18 protein-coding genes are annotated in these 20,254 nt (G+C 46.9%); 9 read left to right on the plus strand and 9 right to left on the minus strand.

Going from position 1 to position 20,254, the window contains the following annotated elements:
* Positions 1–215: 215 nt before the first annotated feature.
* From QUA13_RS20070 to QUA13_RS20085, 4 genes are all read right to left on the minus strand, one after another.
* Complete coding sequence (locus QUA13_RS20070; RefSeq protein ID WP_333201280.1) at positions 216–836, minus strand: DUF6391 domain-containing protein; 621 nt, start codon at positions 834–836, stop codon at positions 216–218.
* Positions 837–1,013: 177 nt separating this feature from the next.
* A complete protein-coding gene (locus tag QUA13_RS20075) occupies positions 1,014–1,727 on the minus strand; it encodes an MORN motif-containing protein (RefSeq protein WP_333201336.1) in 714 nt (237 codons plus the stop codon).
* Between the two features lie 105 nt (positions 1,728–1,832).
* On the minus strand, positions 1,833–2,573 hold the full coding sequence (locus tag QUA13_RS20080) for an MORN motif-containing protein (RefSeq protein ID WP_333201282.1): 741 nt from the start codon (positions 2,571–2,573) through the stop codon (positions 1,833–1,835).
* Between the two features lie 183 nt (positions 2,574–2,756).
* Positions 2,757–4,202 (minus strand): hypothetical protein, encoded by a 1,446-nt coding sequence (locus QUA13_RS20085; protein WP_333201284.1) that lies wholly within the window; start codon positions 4,200–4,202, stop codon positions 2,757–2,759.
* Between the two features lie 199 nt (positions 4,203–4,401).
* Here QUA13_RS20085 and QUA13_RS20090 point away from each other — a divergent pair, with 199 nt between their 5' ends.
* The 5 genes from QUA13_RS20090 to QUA13_RS20110 all read left to right on the plus strand — a co-directional run bounded on the left by QUA13_RS20090 (position 4,402) and on the right by QUA13_RS20110 (position 8,795).
* Positions 4,402–5,049: a retropepsin-like aspartic protease gene (locus QUA13_RS20090; RefSeq protein ID WP_333201286.1), complete on the plus strand. Its 648-nt coding sequence runs from the start codon at positions 4,402–4,404 to the stop codon at positions 5,047–5,049.
* A 426-nt stretch (positions 5,050–5,475) separates the two neighbouring features.
* Entirely contained in the window at positions 5,476–7,074 is a 1,599-nt protein-coding gene (gene gpmI / locus QUA13_RS20095) for a 2,3-bisphosphoglycerate-independent phosphoglycerate mutase (protein WP_333201289.1), read from the plus strand.
* Positions 7,075–7,208: 134 nt separating this feature from the next.
* Positions 7,209–7,448, plus strand: coding sequence for a preprotein translocase subunit SecG (secG, locus tag QUA13_RS20100; protein ID WP_172187376.1), 240 nt, complete (start codon positions 7,209–7,211; stop codon positions 7,446–7,448).
* A gap of 116 nt (positions 7,449–7,564) precedes the next feature.
* Positions 7,565–8,290 carry a peptidase gene (locus QUA13_RS20105; protein WP_333201291.1) on the plus strand — a complete coding sequence of 242 codons (726 nt, stop codon included), beginning with the start codon at positions 7,565–7,567 and terminating at the stop codon, positions 8,288–8,290.
* 37 nt (positions 8,291–8,327) lie between these two features.
* Positions 8,328–8,795: a bis(5'-nucleosyl)-tetraphosphatase gene (locus tag QUA13_RS20110; protein ID WP_172187380.1), complete on the plus strand. Its 468-nt coding sequence runs from the start codon at positions 8,328–8,330 to the stop codon at positions 8,793–8,795.
* 258 nt (positions 8,796–9,053) lie between these two features.
* Here the strand turns inward: QUA13_RS20110 and QUA13_RS20115 are convergent, their stop codons facing one another.
* On the minus strand, positions 9,054–9,566 hold the full coding sequence (locus QUA13_RS20115; protein ID WP_333201293.1) for a rhodanese-like domain-containing protein: 513 nt from the start codon (positions 9,564–9,566) through the stop codon (positions 9,054–9,056).
* Positions 9,567–10,005: 439 nt separating this feature from the next.
* Between QUA13_RS20115 and QUA13_RS20120 the strand changes: the two genes are divergently transcribed.
* The 4 genes from QUA13_RS20120 (at position 10,006) to QUA13_RS20135 (ending at position 14,673) form a co-directional block, all read left to right on the plus strand.
* A complete protein-coding gene (locus tag QUA13_RS20120) occupies positions 10,006–10,725 on the plus strand; it encodes a hypothetical protein (RefSeq protein WP_333201295.1) in 720 nt (239 codons plus the stop codon).
* Positions 10,726–10,779: 54 nt separating this feature from the next.
* Positions 10,780–12,687, plus strand: coding sequence for a hypothetical protein (locus tag QUA13_RS20125; RefSeq protein WP_333201297.1), 1,908 nt, complete (start codon positions 10,780–10,782; stop codon positions 12,685–12,687).
* 4 nt (positions 12,688–12,691) lie between these two features.
* Positions 12,692–14,161, plus strand: a complete 1,470-nt coding sequence (locus QUA13_RS20130; RefSeq protein WP_333201298.1) for a DUF1802 family protein — start codon at positions 12,692–12,694, stop codon at positions 14,159–14,161.
* Between the two features lie 353 nt (positions 14,162–14,514).
* Positions 14,515–14,673: a hypothetical protein gene (locus QUA13_RS20135; protein ID WP_333201300.1), complete on the plus strand. Its 159-nt coding sequence runs from the start codon at positions 14,515–14,517 to the stop codon at positions 14,671–14,673.
* Between the two features lie 105 nt (positions 14,674–14,778).
* On the opposite strand, the gene QUA13_RS20140 is transcribed toward QUA13_RS20135, so the two are convergent.
* The 4 genes from QUA13_RS20140 to QUA13_RS20155 form a co-directional block, all read right to left on the minus strand.
* Entirely contained in the window at positions 14,779–15,651 is an 873-nt protein-coding gene (locus QUA13_RS20140; RefSeq protein WP_333201302.1) for an MBL fold metallo-hydrolase, read from the minus strand.
* Between the two features lie 248 nt (positions 15,652–15,899).
* On the minus strand, positions 15,900–17,135 hold the full coding sequence (locus tag QUA13_RS20145) for an HhoA/HhoB/HtrA family serine endopeptidase (RefSeq protein WP_333201304.1): 1,236 nt from the start codon (positions 17,133–17,135) through the stop codon (positions 15,900–15,902).
* A 577-nt stretch (positions 17,136–17,712) separates the two neighbouring features.
* A complete protein-coding gene (locus QUA13_RS20150; RefSeq protein ID WP_333201306.1) occupies positions 17,713–18,795 on the minus strand; it encodes an AI-2E family transporter in 1,083 nt (360 codons plus the stop codon).
* 263 nt (positions 18,796–19,058) lie between these two features.
* The gene (locus QUA13_RS20155; RefSeq protein WP_333201308.1) at positions 19,059–20,132 is read right to left on the minus strand and encodes a D-alanine--D-alanine ligase family protein; all 1,074 of its coding nucleotides are present in this window, start codon (positions 20,130–20,132) and stop codon (positions 19,059–19,061) included.
* Positions 20,133–20,254: the final 122 nt, after the last annotated feature.

Below are 20,254 nucleotides of genomic sequence, written 5' to 3' on the forward strand. Positions count from 1 at the left end.
AAAAATGAAATGTCAAGTACATTGATATTCACTCATTTGTTTATTCTACCTTGCTTGTGTTATTAAATTTTCATTCCTAATCTGCACATTTATTTTTTTTGTTAGATGAAGTACGCGCGTGCGAAGCTATCCCGAAGGGAATCGCCCTGGCTTCAAAGCACTAATTAAACGAAGGAATAAGCAAGATTTTCTCTACTCTCCCCCTCCCGCAACAGCTATTCAACCCAACGCACCCGCACAAAATGAGCTTCGCGTCCCCAGAAGTCGTGACTTAAAGTAATATCAACAATACCTAAATTAAACGGAATAGCAGTTGTGACGTAACGCTGAGCCAGAGCTCCCACATCAGGAGCTAACTGAGCCGCCGCCGCTGCCGCAGCTCCCAAACCTAAAACTTGCAGAATGGGCCCCCGGGGCAGGGCTAAATTGATGCCGACAGCAAGTCCAGCAGTCAGTAGCATTCCCACCGACAAATTCGTGCCGCAGCGGGGATGTACAGCTAAATCCCACTCTCCGCTGGCAATCCGCTGCAAAGCCTCGCGCACTGCCTGACGCAACTGTGCAATGTTAACGCGACCGTAAAGATAAAATCCTTGGTCTGTGGACATCCCGCCCAATAAATCATTATCGGCTCTTGCTGTCGCCGTACCGCCAGATTGGCTGAGTACCCAAACCGTAGCGTGTTCCAAAGCATGAACTTGGCGCAAAGTCAAGACTTCCTTCAAACCGGGCACAAAATTGAGTTGTCGCAACAAATCAGCATCTTGAGTCCGCTGCGGGGCAAAGTCGAAGGGAAATTGGCCAGCGTGGCCGGAAGCAGAAGCAGTAGTTGTCATATCAAAACGCCTCCATTAACTCCATTAAGTGCATATTTAACATTAGCAATTCGGTTGAGAAAAAGCCCGTCATAAATTATCAATAGTTGTGACTTTAAAACCTAGCAATGGCAGGTTGTGTGGAAAAAATATTAGCCCTCAACCTGCCCTTACTAACAGATAGCACTTATTCCCAGCTTATTGCTCTACCCGCTGACCCTCACGGAATACTCCCGGAATTCGCCGGCCTCTGGTATCGATAATTGTGCCTTTGCCGTGAGGCAATCCCTTGCGTAACTCTCCCTGATAGCGGATACCGTTGGAGAACGAACAGTTACCCCTGCCATCAAGTTCTTGACTGTAGAACTGTCCCGAACACCGACTGCCGTCAGCCCGGCTGAACGATCCCGTACCTAAAGGCTTGCCCCCTAAAAATTGACCCACAAAGCGATCGCCATTAGCAAAAATGAATTGCCCTTGTCCCGTGGGCACGCCTACTTTTTGATCGAGAGAAAACGACCCTATATAGCGATCGCCATTAGTAAAAATAGCTGTCCCGGAACTAACTTTGCCATCTCGGAATATGCCCTCCACGCGGGCGTCGTCCTTAAATATAAATTGTCCTCGACCATTTGGTTTGCCCAGACGGAACTGCCCCTCATAGCGATCGCCGTTGGAATATACGTATACCCCAGTGCCACTGGGCAAACCGTTAACGAATTGTCCGATGTAGCTATCACCGCTGTCATAATCGCACCTAACTCTACCTGTAGCGATAGCTGGCACGCAGCGACCGGTTTTAGCTTCTGTTCCTTGCGCCATTGAGCGCAAGGGATAAGTCGCATAACCACCAATTCCCAACACTGATGCAACTAATAAAGCGATTCCACTGATCCAAGAACGGGAAATCATCAATCAACTTTCTCCTATGCGCTGTTAGATATTATCTTCTTCTATCCTTTGTCTTTTGTCCCATTTGTTGTCAAAAGTTGGCTGAAAACCTCAATCATTTATCCTTTACGAAACTCCGGGCTTGCCGTTGCGAAATACCCCCGGAAAGCGCCTACCGCTAGCATCGATCATCGTCCCGACACCGTGAGGTACTCCCTTTCGCAGTTCTCCTACATAGCGCGTACCGTTCGGAAAAGTGCAGGTGACACTAGCGTCAAGTTCTTGATTGAAAAATCTGCCGGAACAGCGAGTGCCGTCTACCCGCACCAATACCCCAGGGCCAAAGGGCGAGCCTGCAAAGAATTGTCCTTCATAGCGATCGCCATTGCTATAAAAAAATTGACCCTGCCCTGATGGTTGACTGCTAATGGCATCAGTCTGAACGTTCCTGACGACTGCGAAGTTTCCGACATAGCGCTCGCCGTTGGGGAAAACGACCGTCCCCGATCTCATTGTGCCGTCTTGGAACACGCCTGTGTAGCGGGCATCATCTTTAAAAATGAATGTCCCTCTACCATTTGGCACTCCATTCCGAAAATTTCCTTCGTAGCGATCGCCATTACCGTACACGTAGACTCCGCTGCCGTCGGGCAGGCCGTTGACGAAATTTCCCTCGTAGTTATCGCCTCCCTCGTAATTGCATTTTACTCTCCCCGTCGGAGGGTTTCCTTGGCAGAAGGGAGAGCGTTTTCCTTCTTCGGGTTTTGGTTGAGCCATTGATGGCTGGGGATTCAAGAGATTAGTGGCACTTCCGATACAAGAAGCAACTAATATCACCATCCCTAATTTTTGAATTGAACCGAGCATGATCAATCTCCTTTAACTTCAATTACTAATAGGGATTTTCTAGAAGCTAATACTCGCTGAAAAGTCCTCTATTTTTTAATCCCTTTACTAATTTTACCTTCAGGTTTGAGATCTGCCCTAAATGCAAAAAGGCAAAAACTCTAATTTTTGCCTTAAGCATTTTTCCTGCTTTACTGTCAATTTTCAGCGTCGCGCTGAGCTATTCGGATTTGGGAGACGGCTAATAACTGCATTGGCTGGTTGTGTTTGGCGACTTGCGGGTTTTTCGCCAACACCTTTGGCTACCTCAACGCCGTTTTCCTCCAGAATCACGATCGGATCTGCTCCTTGCCTGAGATCGACCCGCTTCACCAACACTTGCCCGTTAGACAGCCGCTGCCCGACTTTGACATATCGGCTGGTTGGTTCATTCGGTACTTTGACAATCACTTGCGTCTCGTTCCCAACTTTTACCACCCCGCTGACTTCAGTGCCTGTAGCGAGGTCAGTAGAAGGCGGTGGCGGAACTACTGGGATGACGGGAGGCGGCGGCGGATTTGGGTCTACCCACTGGGGTGGGCGCTTGTCTACTGGCAGTTCCGGCAGATCCGGCACTCCTATGGGTCTCGCTGCTATTGGTTGGGGCGGGCGCGGGGGTCCTGGACGAGTAGTCGGCCGATTCCGCGCATCTTGGGGTCTACTTGCTATTGGCCCCGTAGTTCCAGGGGGACGGGTGCCAGTACCTCTTCTTACCCTGGCATTGGGGTCTCTCCATTGGGGGGGGCGCTTGTCTACTGGCAGTTCCGGCAGATCCGGCACTCCTATGGGTCTCGCTGCTATTGGTTCGAGTCCAGGCGGAGATGTACGAGTACGACCTAACTGAGGAGCATTTAGCCCCGGAACTAGGGGCGGCAAGCCAATTTGTCCCCCGGTGCCTCCGCCGGGTAAGGAACCATTTCTGCCACCGCCACCGCCACCTAACCGAGGAGCAGTTAGCCCTGGAACTAGGGGAGGCGAGCCAATTTGCCCCCCATCACCTCCGGGAAGTAAAGGGCCTCGCGCTCCACCTCGTACTTGCTGAGTGCCTCCTCGACCGTCCGTGCGTGGCCTGGGGAGAGTCACCGTCTGATTAGGCCTGTTAAGTGGGGGGGGAGCCAATAACTCGGGAAGTTCGGGTAGCACGGCAACTTGTCGCTGTGGCAGTTTGGGGAGTTCTGAGGTAATCCCACCGGCTCCGTTGGCTCCTGCAGGGATTTGTAATGTGATCGGCGGCAGCGGTCCAAAGGGATCTAACTGAGAAGGATTGGCTGTCACAGGGCCTTGGGGCACTGGCTGAAGCGGAAGGGTTGGATTCCTGTCCTTTTTGTTGCTGATGCCTGTTTGAGCCTGTCTTGCTCGTTCGTCTGGGTTGGTCGATCGAATTAACCCTGGAGGCTGGGCGGCTACTATTGGAGACTGGAAAGTCTGAGCTGCTGGGGTGGGGCTGGCAGAGGCTGCCGGAGACGGAGAGGCTGCACTCGGGCTGGGGCTGGGGCTGGCTGTGTTGCTGCCCTCGCCACCGCAGCCTGCGATCGAGAAAGCTAGTAGTCCTATAGTCGCAAAATATAAAAGTTTGTACATTGCCGATCGCCCCCAAATGCTTAATTTCAAGATCTCCAACAAGGCTCTGCAATTACAGCCTGTTGTCGTTTTAAGTTTATCTGTGTTCGATGTTATGCGATCGCTTGAAAATTGCCAAGTTTTCCTGATGATCGGATCGGGATCTTCGGGCGCTGGGTTTTCTGGAGCGGGTTAGGATATCAGTGGCGGTCGTTGTTCGACATATTGAATTAATTAAGGTATTTAGATAATGGCAAAAGTGATTCTCAAGGGGATTTGGCGATCGGGCTTTGTTTTTGCGACCGTTTTGGTGGGTGTGGGATCGGTGGGGGGCGGCGAGGTGTATTTTCATCCACATCAGCCCGAAACCCAGGTGATGACATTGGTTCCCGATGTGAGTTCCCAGCAGCTCGATCGCACTATAAAGGGATCAGGATTCACAACTGGCAAATTGTACTCTCAGTTTTGGAACCCATCCAATCCTGGTGCCAAACCCCCAGCAAATCAACCGGCTAAGCCACGGGGGAATCCACAGGTATTTCAAGCTAAAATTAAGCGCCGCGCAGGCGGGACGCCGGTGATTGATGTGGTATTTAACGGCAACAAGACTTTTGAGATGATTCTCGATACCGGGGCAAGCGGCACTTTGATTTCTCAGCGGATGGCTACTGCACTGGGAGTGAGGCCGGTCCGTACCGTGAGAGCGGGGATCGCTGATGGTAGCGTTGTCGAGTTCCCGATCGGCGTAGTGCGATCGATTCGGGTTGGGGGTGCTGCGATCCAAAATGTCGAAGTGGCGATCGCCAAACAAATGCCAATAGGTCTGCTCGGTCACGATTTCTTTGGCAATTACGATGTCAAAATTAAAAAAGATGTTGTAGAATTTTATGTCCGCTGAAAGTGAGCCGATTCGGAAACGAATTTTTGCTCAACTCGTTTAAAGTTTTTCGCAGCGCAGTCAAAGCTGTTTAATTTATTTCTTGAGGCTGTAGCAAAAGTTCGCCATCTGTGGTATTCTTCTTATTGTTTCAATAGCAACCGACCGTTGAACAATTCATGAAAATGCGGCAAGAAAAGCACGGTCGCTGTTGGTGAGATCGGTAACAGTCTCCGACTGTGGATTCACAGTACAAGGCAAGGCAATCCATTAAACAATTGGCAAAGCAGGTCGAAATTAGTTCCCAAAATGCTGTGGCTGAGGGAATTTTGGTTGGCTTTGTTCAGCCGGAGCGTAGAAAATATGTAAACTGATTAGCGGAAGATGTTCCGCAAAATCGGAAATCATGCAAATCGAGAAATTAATTATTCTAAATAAGGTATTCGCATGGCACAAGCTTCTGTATCTCCTGTAGTGCTGATTATTCTGGATGGCTGGGGTTATCGTGAAGAAAAATACGGAAATGCGATCGCAGCTGCGAAAACACCCGTGATGGACAGTCTCTGGGCGGCTTATCCCAGAACTCTGATTCACACATCGGGCCGGGCGGTAGGGCTTCCTGACGGACAAATGGGCAACTCAGAGGTCGGTCACTTGAATTTGGGCGCGGGCCGCGTGGTTCCTCAAGAGTTGGTGCGGATCTCGGATGCCGTCGAAGACGGTTCTTTGCTCAACAACCGGGCGCTGGTTCAGCTTTGTGAGAAAGTGCGCCTTCGGGGCGGCAAGTTGCACCTGACTGGTCTTTGTTCCGAGGGCGGGGTGCACTCGCATCTGAGTCACATTTTGGGTTTGCTGCTGCTAGCAAAGGCACAGGGAATTTCTGATGTTTGCATTCATGCGATTACAGACGGCCGCGATACTACTCCGAAAGAGGGTGTAGAAGCTCTAGCAAAGATTGAAAGTTATATAGAAAAGGTAGGGGTGGGTCGGATTGCGACCATCAGCGGCCGCTACTACGCGATGGACAGGGACAAGCGCTGGGATCGGGTGCAGCGTGCTTACGAGGTGATGACGGCTGAGGGTGCGCCTGACGGTCGATCGGCTGTTGATGTGTTGCGGGCCTCTTATGCTGAAGGAGTGACGGACGAGTTTGCAATTCCGACTCGGATTGCTCCGGGGGCGGTGGCATCCGGGGATGGGGTAATTTTCTTTAATTTTCGCCCGGACAGGGCTAGAGAATTGACTCAGGCTTTTGTGTCTCCCATTTTTAATGGCTTTGAACGGCAGTTAATTGAGCCGCTGGCGTTTGCGACTTTTACTCAGTACGACCCGAAACTGTCGGTAATGGTGGCTTTTGAACCGCAGAATTTGAACAATATTCTGGGCGAGGTGATTTCTAAGCACGGTTTGCAGCAGTTGCGGACGGCGGAAACTGAAAAGTACGCTCATGTGACTTATTTTTTTAATGGGGGTCTGGAAGAGCCTTTTATAGGGGAACACCGCGAGTTGGTGCAGAGCCCGATGGTGGCGACTTACGATGAGGCGCCGGAGATGTCGGCTGCCGTGGTGACGGATGTGGCTGTGGCGGGTTTGGAAAAGCGGATTTATTCGTTGGTGGTGATTAATTACGCTAACCCGGATATGGTTGGTCATACGGGGATGATGGGTGCGACGATTATTGCGATCGAAACTGTGGATAAATGTTTGGGGCGGCTGTTGAGCAGCATTAGTAAAGCTGGGGGAACGGCAATTATTATTGCTGACCACGGAAATGCTGAGCAGATGTTTGACGAGAACGGGAATCCCTGGACGGCTCACACGACTAACCCGGTTCCTTTTATTCTGGTAGAAGGCGAAGGTCTGAAGATTCCGGGTCACGGAACGGATGTTCCTCTGAGGACGGACGGCTGTTTGGCGGATATTGCGCCGACGATTCTGGAGCTGTTGAGGTTGCCTCAGCCCCCGGAGATGACGGGACGCTCTATGATTGAACCCGCTAATTTTGAAGTTCGCGCCAATCGCACTCCGGTGCGAGTCCGATTGTAGTAGGGACGCAGCAGTAGGGACACGGCAGTGCCGTGTCCCTACATAAATTGCGGTCGATCGACTGGATGTGCGCGATCGACCGGATTTGATATAATCATAGATTACCGATTACTAATTACCAATTACCCCAGATTATGAATATTGTTTCTGTGTTACAAGCTATCTGGTCTTTGTCTGCTTTAGGACTTGTGGTTTTTGTATTGCTGCACAGTCCTAAAGGTGATGGCATTGGAGGGATTGGCGGACAAGCTCAATTGTTTACCAGCGCCAAGAGTGCAGAAACGAGTCTGAACCGGATTACTTGGGGTCTGTCTATTGTTTTTATGGGTTTGACGGTGATTTTGAGTGCTGGTTGGTTGACGCCTAAGTTATAAGATTCGGATTTTTAACCGCAGATAGCTCACGGGCGAGACGCCCGTGCCACATAAATAAATATTGTGGGGTGGGCTTCTAGCCCGCCCTAAAGATGAAATTTAAGTGCGGTTAAAAAATGCGGTTGTGGAAAGTTACGGTAAAACCCCGATTGCTGGTTGGTTTGGGATTGGCTTTATGTTGTTTTAGCTTGATAATTTTTACTCAGGTTAATACTCCGGCGGCAAGTCTTTCTCCTCTCCCGAAGACTTTGCCAAATCCACAGGTTCACCCTTTGCCGCCAACGCTGGCAAATTGGCAAGATTCCACGGATAGCGGTGATTATTTTGACCAGGTTAAGCCACCGAATTTCGGTCATTTGCTGTGGTCGAAGTTTCCGATTCAGGTTTATGTTGAGCGTCCAGTTGATGCTAATAAGTCTGAAGAATGGGTGGGGGCTGTGTTGGATGTTGTCCGGGAATGGGGGGTTTATTTGCCTTTGGAAGTGGTGGATAGTTCGGAGGTGGCTGATATTAGGATTTTACGTCGGGCTCCGCCTTTGCGTCAAGGGGTGTTGCGATCGCGCTCTGGAGAGGCTACCTATGAATTGTACGCCCGTCTGGATGGGGATAAAACAGTTTTATCTCATCGGTTTTCGGTTTATTTGAATCCCAATCAAGTGGGTAAGTATATTCCGGCGACGGCGCGCCACGAGTTGGGTCACGCTTTGGGAATTTGGGGCCACAGTTTGATAGAAACTGATGTGCTTTATTTTTCTCAAGTGAGAAACCCTCCGCCTATTTCGGCTAGGGATGTCAATACTTTGAAGCGCGTTTACGAACAGCCGACTCGGTTGGGGTGGTAAATTTAGTTTGGATATGTAAAATCGTGTCGGTAAAAAGATGAAAGATGAAGCTTTTGGTATTGTGCCAGTTTTTGCGACTGAAACTGATAGTTTGTTTTTGTTGATTCAACATCAAGCGGGACATTGGGCGTTTCCTAAAGGTCACGCCAATCAGGGAGAATCTGCGCTAGAAACGGCGAAGCGGGAGTTTGAGGAGGAAACTGGCATCCGCGATTGTGAAGTGCTTGAGGAGCCTAGTTTTGTGGAACGTTATTCCTTTGTTAAGGAAGGGAAGCCTAGTTCTGTGGAACATTATTCCTTTGCGAAGGAAGGGGAATCAATTGAAAAGACTGTTACTTACTTTTTGGCTTTTGTAAATTCAATGGAAGTTCAGTTGCAAGTAGAGGAAGTTCAAAATTCTGCCTGGAGTTCCTTTGAAGATGCAGTTAAGCTGATTACTTTTGATGGGAATCGGCAAGTTTTAAGGGAAGTCAAAGCATTTTTGGACGCGAGGAAGGAGTATTAATCAGTCTTGGACGCACACACTTGTTTATGTAGAGTGTGAATTGTTCACTTGACGCGATAAGTAGCCTCTCAAAACACTTTTTGCGTCCGCGACTGTTAATATCTAGTCCGGTTATACGATCGCAATTAAATTTGTAGTAAGGACTTTAGTGCTTAGTGACTGCAAGCTTTAAGAGAGAGCGAGTCCTTACTACAAACAAATTATTTTGTTAAATACCCAACTTCTTCAATAAGTCGGGTATCTAGGTATTCTGTGTGATTATTTGTTGATTTTCTGGGCTTCGGCGTGGTGTTGCAAGCGAGAAAAAACGTTGTAGGCATCGGGGCCGGGATTACCGTGTTCGACTGCGCCGTCGATGGGGCCGTCGATGGCTTTCCAAGCTGGAATTCCGCCTTTTAGTTCGGCTACTTTTCTAAAGCCTGCTGCGCGGAGAAGATTAGCGGCTTCGGCTGTTTGTTCGTCGTTTTCGCCGTAGATGTAGATGTCGCGGATGGGTTCGAGGCTGGATTTTGCTCGCTCTACTAAGTCGTCGATTGGCATCGGTACCGCGCCGGTAATGTGACTTTTGCCGAAGCTTTCAAAATCACGAGCGTCGATGATTGTTAATCCGGGTTCGCCCCAATCTAACCGAGCTTTGAGGTCGTGGCTAGATGCTTGAGCTTTTAAACCGGGAGGGGTAGGAGTTAAATCGGGAAGTTTTTCTTTGATGTCAGAAATTTGGTCGGGAATCTTTTTCATGGGTAAACTGTTGTTCAATGTTTTGATTGCCATTGCAATTTAACAAGATGTGTAGGTTGAATTCGTCTTTCTAAAGGCAGAATCCGGTATTGAACTAAAGTCGCAGTTAAGCTGGGTTGCGGGTGGTTGACTAAGGTTGGGATCGCTACATTTGTTGAGGTTGCTAAGTTGTCTCAGGCGCCGATCGAGATTGTTTTGATTGAAAAGAGCGATCGCTCGTATTGACTGCGGATAATTTGAAGTGCGATAAGTTATACAACATTCTATTTTATCAATTCACAAGTTTTTAGTCAATATTCATATTCTTTGTAATCGAATTTTACTGTCCTGATGAGTGACAAAATTATTTAAGAATGAAATCTGCATAAGTTATTCGCAGGTTCGCGGGCGTGCTTGCGGAAAAGTTTAAATGTTTCCCAGCAAGGTTTCTGGTAGAATTTGATAGTAAAAACAAGTATTTAAAGGTATGGATATGTCTGAGAATGATGAAATTCCAGTGTCTAAAACTCTGACACCAGAAGAGCAAGCGCTTTGGGATGCGAAGGCGAAAGTTCGGGTGCTGCTGAATTTGTGGGATTTGGGCGGCGGGAAGATGAAGGTGAAAAAGGGGGATTTGACTAAGCGGATTGTTCGCACTAATGAGACGAGTCAGAGATATGTGGAAGTGCTCGGCGAGTTGCAGGCGACTGGGGCGATCGAGTATTCGCTGGTAAATCGGGTGACGCTGGTGGAATTGAGCGCGAAGGGGAAAGAAGTTTTAGCGGAAGGCTTGAAAAGTAAGGATTCTCTGTTTGAGTTTGATGGTTCTCAAATTGGTACTCGGCTGGGAAATTCTTTGTTGAAGTGGATTCGGCATCAGGATAGTGCGGCGAGTGTTGCGGTTGAGAAAGGGAAGGGGGATGTAGGGGCGATCGCATCCTATGAAGATTTTAAGGCTGTGGCGATCGATGTGTATGACAGCTTGAACCGGGATTATAACTTAGATGATTTAGTGCCGATTTATCGGATGCGTCGGGCGATCGGCGAGAGGGTAGGGCGATCGGAGTTCAATGAGTGGCTGTTGGAAATGCAGGCTCAAGATATTCTCCAACTTATAGGTGGCAGTGTAGAAGACAGTGCCCCCGACAAAATCGAAGATTCTATCACCACAAAAGTGAACGGTTTGCGCTGTTATGTCAAGCGTTTAACCTAATTAACTTGAGTTAGTAGTGCATTCGCTCCTTTATCTTCACACCCACACAAAACGATGAATGACTTTCACTCCTCAATCCCCGACCTAAACAAAGCTATTGCAAGTCAAAACCCTTTTGACAGATCGTTAATAGTCAGGAGCAATGATATTTGGAACCCAAGTTTTCCTGACGTTCCTTCTATCAATGCTCATGCCTCTGATGCTATCTTTCAGTCGATAGAGCAAATCCGCGCCCGGTATCGTACAGTTAGTGGTATCACGATCAAAGCTGAAAAAGGTCTAGGAAAAAGCCACCTAATCAGTCGGATTCGCAGCCGCCTTCTAGATGAAGGTGGTTCTTTCTTTGTTTATATGAGCGACGTAGACTATGGAAACTTAAACCGAGTCCACGCTAACTTTCTAAACACTTTGTCTTTAAGCCTGAAACAGATTGGTAACGAAGGCGTAATGCAGTGGCAAGAATTAGCAACAGCTTTGATCAATGAGGCATTAGGAAAAAATCACATACCTCAAAATTTAGTCAAGCAATTTTCGGGGGCATTAGCTAAAAATCCTAAATTAGTTGATCGCTTAACTGAAAAAGTGCTTCAACTGAAGTCAAACATCGAAAACCCTTATTTGATCCAAGCTATTCTGTGGACACTTGCTTCAGATAAAGTGAGCTTTGCAACCAACTGGCTGTCTGGAAAAGCCTTGGCGCAAGCACAAGCTGATGCAATGGGTTTACCAAATTCTACAGAAGAGGATAAAGAAGGTGAAGCATTTCAGGCTGTCTGCCAAATTTTAGACTTAATCGGTGATTACAGAACTCTAGTAATTGGCTTTGATGAGTTAGAGAGTGTAGATCGGAATGAAGCTGGTTTCAGCAGGGCGCAGGTCGTCGCGCTCTTAGTAAAAGACCTGTACGGTAAAATTAAACGAGGTGTCTTAATGACAGCTATGTTTGATGAAACTTGGCAATTTCAAATTAGAGCATTACCCCAGGCCGAGTCAGTCACAGCTAGAATGGGTGAAAAGATTTTTGATTTACAGTATCTGAATGCTGATGATGTAGTGACTCTAGTTTCTCAATGGCTCAAAGAATTTTATGACAGTAAAGGTTTAACTCCACCTTATCCCGTTTATCCTTTTCATGAAGGTGAATTAAGAGAACTGGGAAAAGAAAAATTAATTGTCAGAAAGGTTTTAGAGGAGTGTGCTAAGAATTGGAAAGTACCTGACGATTCTACTCCACCGCCAACAGCAGCAGATCCACTCCATCAAGTTGAACTTGCTTTTAACAACGAACTGAATGCACTTGAGGAAACAATCGAGAAATATTTTGACGATAGCGATATTTTAGCCGAGGCTTTATATTTCGCCTTCCTTGCAGTCAAAGGGGAGACTGTGGAACGAGTGCAAGTTGAGGAGATTGAAAAGGTACAAACTAAAGCTGTAGACAAAGGTTATCTCGACTTTAGAATTCGAGGCAAAGACAATGGAAAGTCTGTCAAGATAGTAGTAGCAGTTATTCAAGACTCTATAACAAGGTTTGTGACCGCTGCATTAAGTCGATTAATTGACTATCAAAAGTTTGATATGACTCGCGGTTGTTTAGTTCGTTCTCAAGTTGTTAAACCGAACTCATTAGGAAAAAAGTATTTAGATAGACTTCTCTCTAAAGAACTAGCTGGAGAATTTGTCAACCTCACAAGGGAAGATATTAAGCCTCTCTTAGCTATTTATTTTGTCAACAAGGCTCGCGAAGATTACGATGTAACCGAAGACCAAATACTGGAGTTTATTGTTGACAAAAAGCTCGCGACTGAAAATTATCTAATTTGTGAAATTCTTAGCGATCCGTCTGGTCAGATTCCTGATGGGTTGGTTGATGAAAATGAGATAGCTGAAAGTACGTTCATACCTGATACAACGGAAATTAACAACCTCGACGAAGCACTTGATAAGTTATTAGGTCAATAAGTGGATGAGTTATTCTGTTTTTGTTGATACGGCTTTGCAGTTACCTGCGCCAGATGTGGAAGCCTTAATCGAAGGGCGAGTGATTGCAGCCATGCCTCGAATGTTCATCGAGCCTGGTAGGTCATTTGCCCTATATCCAGCCAATATCTCGATTAATTTGCTGCCCCATGAGCAATACTACCGATCGAGTTTTTTACCAATTGCTAAAACCTCATTTTCTCAGTTAAGTTCTGAGACAGTTTTGATAAAAGCTTGGGCTAAGTGCGAATGGTGTCAAATACTAAACGATTCCGAATCATTAGAGGCTTTGTCGCAGTTAACAGTCTGGACAACAGACGGATTACAGCAAACTCTCCTGCAACGTCGTTATATTTTTCTAACTCATCTTCGCGTGTATCTGCTACCTCAGCCGCTGGAAATTCCAGTGCATCCCAGCGGCAATTTTGTATCTTTGCCAAAGTCTCTAAATGTTACTGATGCAACGCCTGTGGTGAGCGAGTCTATCTTTGCCAAACGCCGTCACAAGCTGAAAAAATTTGAGCCTCCCGATTATCCAGAATTGGAAGAGTTGCAAAGTGCATTAGTGTATTTATCTACCACCAACCCAAAAGCCAAACAACTAGACGCAGAAATCAAAATGTTTCTAGGTTGGTCGGAAAAATTACCCACAACACAACCAGACCCGGATTTAGCATGGATAAGTGCGATCGCACAAATCGGAAACTCTAGCGATGGTAATACATTTGAAAAGTTAGTCCGCAAAAGTTTTATCAAGCTAGGATTTGCCAATTCTAACAATAAACCAGAAGCTAGCCTCAATCCAGAATCAACAGGCGGTGCTGGCGGATTAGATTTCTACTGTGAAACTCCCTATCAGGTAGTGGGAGAATGCAAAGCTACCAAAAGTGAAACCGTAGCTGATGGCACGCCAGCGCAACTTATCAAGTTAGGACATAAGCATCTTCAGGAACAATACAACTGCTGTATTAAGATAATTATGGCGGCTGGTCAGCTAAATAGACACGCTAAACTAACTGCTATCGCAAACCACATGAACGTAATCCGCCCGGAAACATTGCAAAGATTAGTTGAATTGAAAGCTAAGCAACCAGGTTCGATCGATTTATTACAGTTAAAACCTTGTTTGGAACAACAGCCGTTTGGTGAGGAAGCCGATGCTAAGGTTAATCGCTATATTGACGATGTGCGGGAAAAGCTTAAAGTGCGATCGCAACTCATCAAAATCGTAAAAAATCGTCTAGAAATCACAGGTGTTGAAAATGCTGGAGTTGAGACTCTTCATGGGGCATATTATGCTAATCCCAATCCACCTCAGCCATTGAAGCTTGAAGAAATGCACGAAATTTTAATAGAACTTTCCTCGCCATTGACGGGTTACTTAGGGCGAATTAAAGGCGAGAATTTAGGGCGCGATCGCTTTTATTTCCTGCGCGACTTGTCGCTAGAGGATTGAGATACATCAAGGGCGATGCCCTACCCTTCGGGAACCCCTGCGGGAAGATAGCTTTGCTTCACCCACTTTATCCCATCTTCTACACAGCATCAGGATTTACGCCCAATTCCCGTAACCTCGCCGTCAACCTTTCAGCACCCTGTGCAACTGTTGGTAGATGTTTCCTCAATTTTACGCAATTCACCTGCAACAGCCACTAAAAAATAGCGAATATCTGGCTCTCAAAATTTTGATATATCTCTGGCAATCTCACAAACAAGTTAGCCGGGAATTACTGGCGATCTTAATGCCTTAGTGTTTTGACGCTCGTAACCATTAATAAAACCAACAAAAATTTGACCTGAAACTTGAGCTTGAAAGGACTTAACCCAGCCCCCAAAGCTCAAGTTTACACTTACAGCGAAACGAATTTGCGATCGATCGCCCATCACAGCGATTTCGGTGTCAGTGCCAGTTTTCAGGCAACTTATCCCGCTAATTCTATCACTTTGGTTGCCATTCCAAAGGCTTAATGCCCAATCCGGCTTCAATATCCCCTCTTATTCTTAGTCGCCCTCGGCTCGGAATTTGTGTGTATAGGATTGGCTACTGCCGAGGATACAAAAGGCTTTAAACTATTAAGCATCTACCATCCAAGCAACACACTTTTGCATTTGATTGCTCATTGTTTGTCGATCGGCATTATACCTGCGGCCGTGTCCCGGCAACACCCATTCAAACGAGTAATTAGCCAAATTCTGCATAGATTTGATTTGTTCCGGCCAAGAATACCAACAGACTTCGTGAAAGCCAACTAGCTGCTGCAAACTTTCCGACCAAGCAAGATGATCGCCGCTGAACAAAAACTTGTTATTGTAAAGCAAAACTGTGTGACCTTTCGTGTGGCCGGGAACAGGTACAATCAACAAATCATCGGCTATTTGATGCGGTTCGCTGCCCCCCAATTGAATTTCTACACTGCGAGTACCCGCGTTAATTTCGTCAGTATGGAGAATGCGATCGCACCCAAAATGGTCGCGGTATTTTTGATGGTCTGCTACGTCGTCGCGGTGAGTCAAGTACAGATAGCGAATGCCCCCCATTGCTTCTATGTTTTTGACTAGCGGCGGCACAAAACGGGGAGAATCAACTAAAACATTGCCCTCGGGACGGACAATTAAATAGCTAGCAGCACCGTAGGATTGCTCTGAGTGGTAGCCGCAGTGATAGACATTTTCAGCTACGAGTGCGGGCAACTGTTGCTGAACTTGTTTGATGTTTTTGGGTTTTTCAACAGTGCCGATGGAACTTGTGGGACAAGACAAAAGAGCCGCGAGCGATCGCACTTCTTCCATCTCGTTAGTTGGCTGGTGGTAAACAGCAGACTGTTCTCCATCTTGAGTAAATACTTCAGGTGCCATCCACCGACAAGTATCGCAGTCAATGCAGGTAGTGTCTACATAAAAGTTACCGTTAATATTTTCAGTACGCCTCCGATTAATGTTAGCCATTGTTCTACCTCTTAATAACCCATATAAACTATGGTAACTTACTATAACGACTACCCCCGACATCCCGCCGGAGGTTTAAACCCGTCTCACAGCACAATCCGGTTAAAACCGACTAATAATTACTCCCTATTTATTGACAGTAGCTTAGTATCAGTCCTATCCAAGAGGACTGATACTTTGAGGCAGGGGTTTAAACCCCTGCCGGACTCTTGCTTGTGCGTGCAAGATATAAGCTTCAATCAACAATGCTACCGCTCCTGGGCCGCTGGAAAAGCACCCGCTTTCACGGCAACAGTAACAGGTTGTCCGCTGCGGCTCACTTCAAGCTGCAGATCGCTGCCCACTGTACTTTTCTCGACAATTTGCTGTACGCTGCCAGCATCGCTAACTTCTGCACCGTTGATTTTCTTGATCACATCGGCAACGCGAACTCCAGCTTGTTCTGCCGGAGAACCTTTGGCAATTCCCAAAACTAACACGCCTTTATCTTCAGTCAGCCTCAATTTGGGGTTGGGATTTTTATTGAATTCTGCCTTGACTTCGGGAGTAATGCTCAACATCCGAACGCCGAGATAAGGATGTTCGGCTTTGCCTGTTGTTACTAATTGCTGAGCAATTTGTTGTGCTCGATCGATCGGAATCGCAAAACCCAATCCTTGAGCGCCTTGAATAATCGCCGTATTCATGCCGATAACTTGACCGCGCTGGTTCAGCAGCGGGCCGCCAGAATTGCCGGGATTGATCGCAGCGTCGGTTTGAATAAAGCTGACGCGCTTGTCGGGAACGCCGACATCGGCGCTAGAACGGCCTGTAGCGCTAATAATGCCCACAGTCACAGTATTGTCCAAACCGAGGGGATTGCCGATCGCGATCGCCCATTCTCCCGGCTCTAATTCTTCAGATTTGCCCAAACTCACCACAGGCAAATTGGTAGCTTCAATTTTAACAACAGCCACATCAGTAACTGTATCTACGCCTAAAACTTTGCCGACAAAATCGCGGCCATCCTTCAGTTTTACCGTTACCGTATCCGCGCCATCAACAACGTGAGCGTTAGTCAAAATGCGACCGTCGGAACCGATGACAAAACCAGAACCAGAACCCCTTTCTACCCGATTTCCCGGCTCAATCGGTAATTCCGAACCGAAGAAGCGACGGAATTGCTCGGGGATCTCATCTGGAACTTGGTTCCTCACCGTGCGAGACGAATTAATCCGCACCACTGCCGGGCCGACTTCCTGCACAACTTTAGTGACAAAATTAGAGTCTTGAGAGGGCAATATATTTGCAGGTAATGCTGAGATTGGCGCTGCACTTGCCGGTTCAGCTTTGATGGCGTTAGAACTTCCAGGAACTTGAGAAGTTAGGGCGTTGCACCCAACAGTTGCGGTCGAGCCGAGCAAAAGTAGGGATAAAAAAGCAACTTTTTTCGGCAAATAAAAACGGCGAGAACGCTGAGAGGCAGGCATATCTTTGGTTGACATAGTATTGATTTGGTGGGAGTTAGAGCGAGAGTTATAATTATGGTTTTCCATTTTTAGCACCTACTGTAATTAACTTAGAACTAAATGCTCTTTAATTTTAATTCAAGCATTAGTGAGATCTGCTTGACTGGTAGGGTTTACCCTACAAGCTGGGGTAGAAACCCGACAAGTGCAGGCAAATTGTGTGTGGATTCCAGCTTTTGAGTGCGATCGAACTGAGCCTGCATTGGAGAATTGCCTCAGATTTCAATAATCAAGACTACGGCTGCAGGCCAGGATATTCCGCAATAGCATGAAATGTTGACAGAATTGATATCCGAACTCTACAACAGTCCTGAAATCACAAAAACCTGGTTAAGAGTCAAAATCTTGGTTGTGAGCGATCGACGTTCACGTAGAAACGGGTTTTTTGACCCCGCCTGCATCGAGGACAGCAGCTAAAGCACCCGGAAAGCCTAAACCTAAAGCAGGAAGTAAAAAACCTGTAAAGCCTCAAGCTAAAGTACCAACTAAACCTCAGCCACAATAGCCGGCAAAAACTCCCTTAAAATCTTAAATATGAACTGAGTTTGCAATTTTATTGCTCTATAGATTTAATGGAACTAACCGAATCTATTTCCCTTGACTTGTTCCTCGAAATTTCCAAAGTATCAACAGTATTCTTAATAAAACCAGCCATCGGCACAGCAACTAACAAACCTGCTACTCCAGCCACCTTAACCCCCACCAGCAGCGACACTAAAATCCACACGGGATTGAGACCGATAAAACTGCCTAATAACCGAGGAGCAACTCCGCTTTCAATTACTTGCTCAATTATTGTAGCGACAGCTAAGACTGTGACGCCGAGCCAAAAGTTGTTTAATGTGATCAACAAACTGACAATGCAAATACTGAAAGGTGCGCCGAAGGGAATCATGGTCATTACACCCACACCCAAACCGAACAGCAGTCCGAAAGGAACTCGCAAAATTAAAAAAGCAACAGTCATGGACAGTCCCATCAAACCCGCCAAAGTTGCTTGTCCGACGAAGTAGTTGTGGAAGCTTCGCGCCAGCAACTCTCGCAATTGAAGGTTCAGCTTGGAGGGAAACCATTTAAACAAACCTTCCCAAAGGCGATCGCCGTGCAAGAGCAAGTAAAATGTCAGGACTATTGTGAGGAGGGAATTCAGCAGACTGTCTGCCGCACCCAAGCCAAATTTGAGAATTTCTCCAGTGAGAGACTGGAATTGAGATGAAAGTCGATCGCTCAATTGGGTAGTCAAACCGCTAACATCAATGCGGAGATTGCGATTTTCCGCCCATTTGTGAAACGCTTCCATCTGTTCTGTGCCAGAAACTATCCAAGTCGGCAGTCTGGTAGCGAGTTCAGTGATTTGGTTTAGCAAAATGGGAGCTAGAGTCAGACCTAAAACCACCAATAGCAGTAAAGTAAAAAAGAATACCGACAAAACTGCTCGATCGCGCTTCAAGCCGTATCTGTGCAGAAAGCGTACTGGATAATCTAGCAAAAAAGAGAAGACTGTAGCGACGATCAAAACTGTAATCAGGGCGCGAAAATATTCAAAGACTAGGAGGGCTAACCAGCAGTTGAGTACCGCTAGGGGAAAAAACAGTCCGTAAGTCCACCAATGCGGAATTTGAGTGAAACGTCTCATCTAAGCTAACCGAGTTAAAATTTGAGATGCAAGATGTGAGATTGACGCTGCTATTCGCTGTTCTCAGTTAAACATTTTATGTTGCATTTAATTTATACTAGCCTGCTAAAAATTGCCAGTTGCTTGACCAGCAGCAGAAATATGGCTGCGGGCAGGCACTGCCTGCCACAACCATGTTATATCGTTTCCGCTGGCATGGATATATTACCTGCAAAATAATTTATTTTTTGCTCTTGGCACGAAAGCAGTTTGCCGATCGCGATTCAACCTTTTTCCCCGTGCCGTTCGAGAGCTAATTGAATTAAACGGTCTACTAATTCAGGGAAAGAAATGCCGTCCGCTGCCCACATTTGCGGATACATACTGGTAGCTGTAAAGCCGGGAAAAGTGTTGATTTCATTAATCAAAACTTCTCCAGTTGATTCAATGTAGAAAAAGTCTACTCGCGCTAAACCTGCCGCGTCTACAGCCAAAAATGCTTTTACTGCCATTTCTTGGATTTGCGAGACGATCGCACCGCTGACTTTTGCCGGGATTGAGCAGTCGGCTTGTCCCAGGGTATATTTAGTTTCGTAGTCGTAGAAATCGCTTTGAAAAGTAATTTCTCCCACGGTTGAAGCTTGGGGATTATCGTTACCCAAAACTGCACATTCTAATTCTCTAGCAACCACACCCGCTTCGACAATTATCCGCCTGTCGTAGCTGGCGGCGCTATCGAGAGCTGCTTCTAACTCAGCCCGCGATCGAGCTTTAGAAATTCCCACAGACGATCCCAAATTCGCCGGTTTAACAAAGCAAGGATAGCCCAAAGCTGATTCAATTTTGTCGCACAGCTTGGGGAAAACGCAAGGATTAGACCAGATTTCGGAACGGTTGACAGCGATGTATTTGACCTGCGGCAAACCAGCGTGAGCAAAAGCCATTTTCATGGCAATTTTATCCATTCCCAGCGCCGAACCTAAAACCCCGGAACCGACAAAAGGAATTTGCATTAATTTCAGCAACCCTTGCACCGTACCGTCTTCGCCGTTTGGGCCGTGCAAAACAGGGAACCAAACATCTACGGCATTAAAATTAGGAAACTGTCCAGACGCGGCAGAGTCGTCTTGTCCGGGTTGTTCCTCTATTTCCACAGGTTTTCCGCTGGCTAAAACTTGTTGAGGTAATGTTCCCGACAGCCAGCGGCCGTTTTTTTGGATGTAAAAGGGCAGAACTTCGTATTTAGAGGCATTTTCGTCAGCAGCGAGGGCGCGGGCGATCGCCCGCGCCGAACTAATTGAGACTTCGTGTTCGCCCGATCGCCCCCCGAACAATAGCCCGATCCGCATCGTTGTCATTTTTCACTACTCCTAGGACTTTTCGACAAATATACACGCAGTTCGCGCAACTAACCCAGAGACGAACCGCTTTAAGACTATTTATCTCCTCTGTCTCCTCTGCGATCTCTGCGGTTAAAATC

This window comes from Microcoleus sp. S28C3 (genome assembly GCF_036700785.1).
In the GTDB taxonomy this organism is placed as follows: domain Bacteria; phylum Cyanobacteriota; class Cyanobacteriia; order Cyanobacteriales; family Microcoleaceae; genus Microcoleus; species Microcoleus asticus.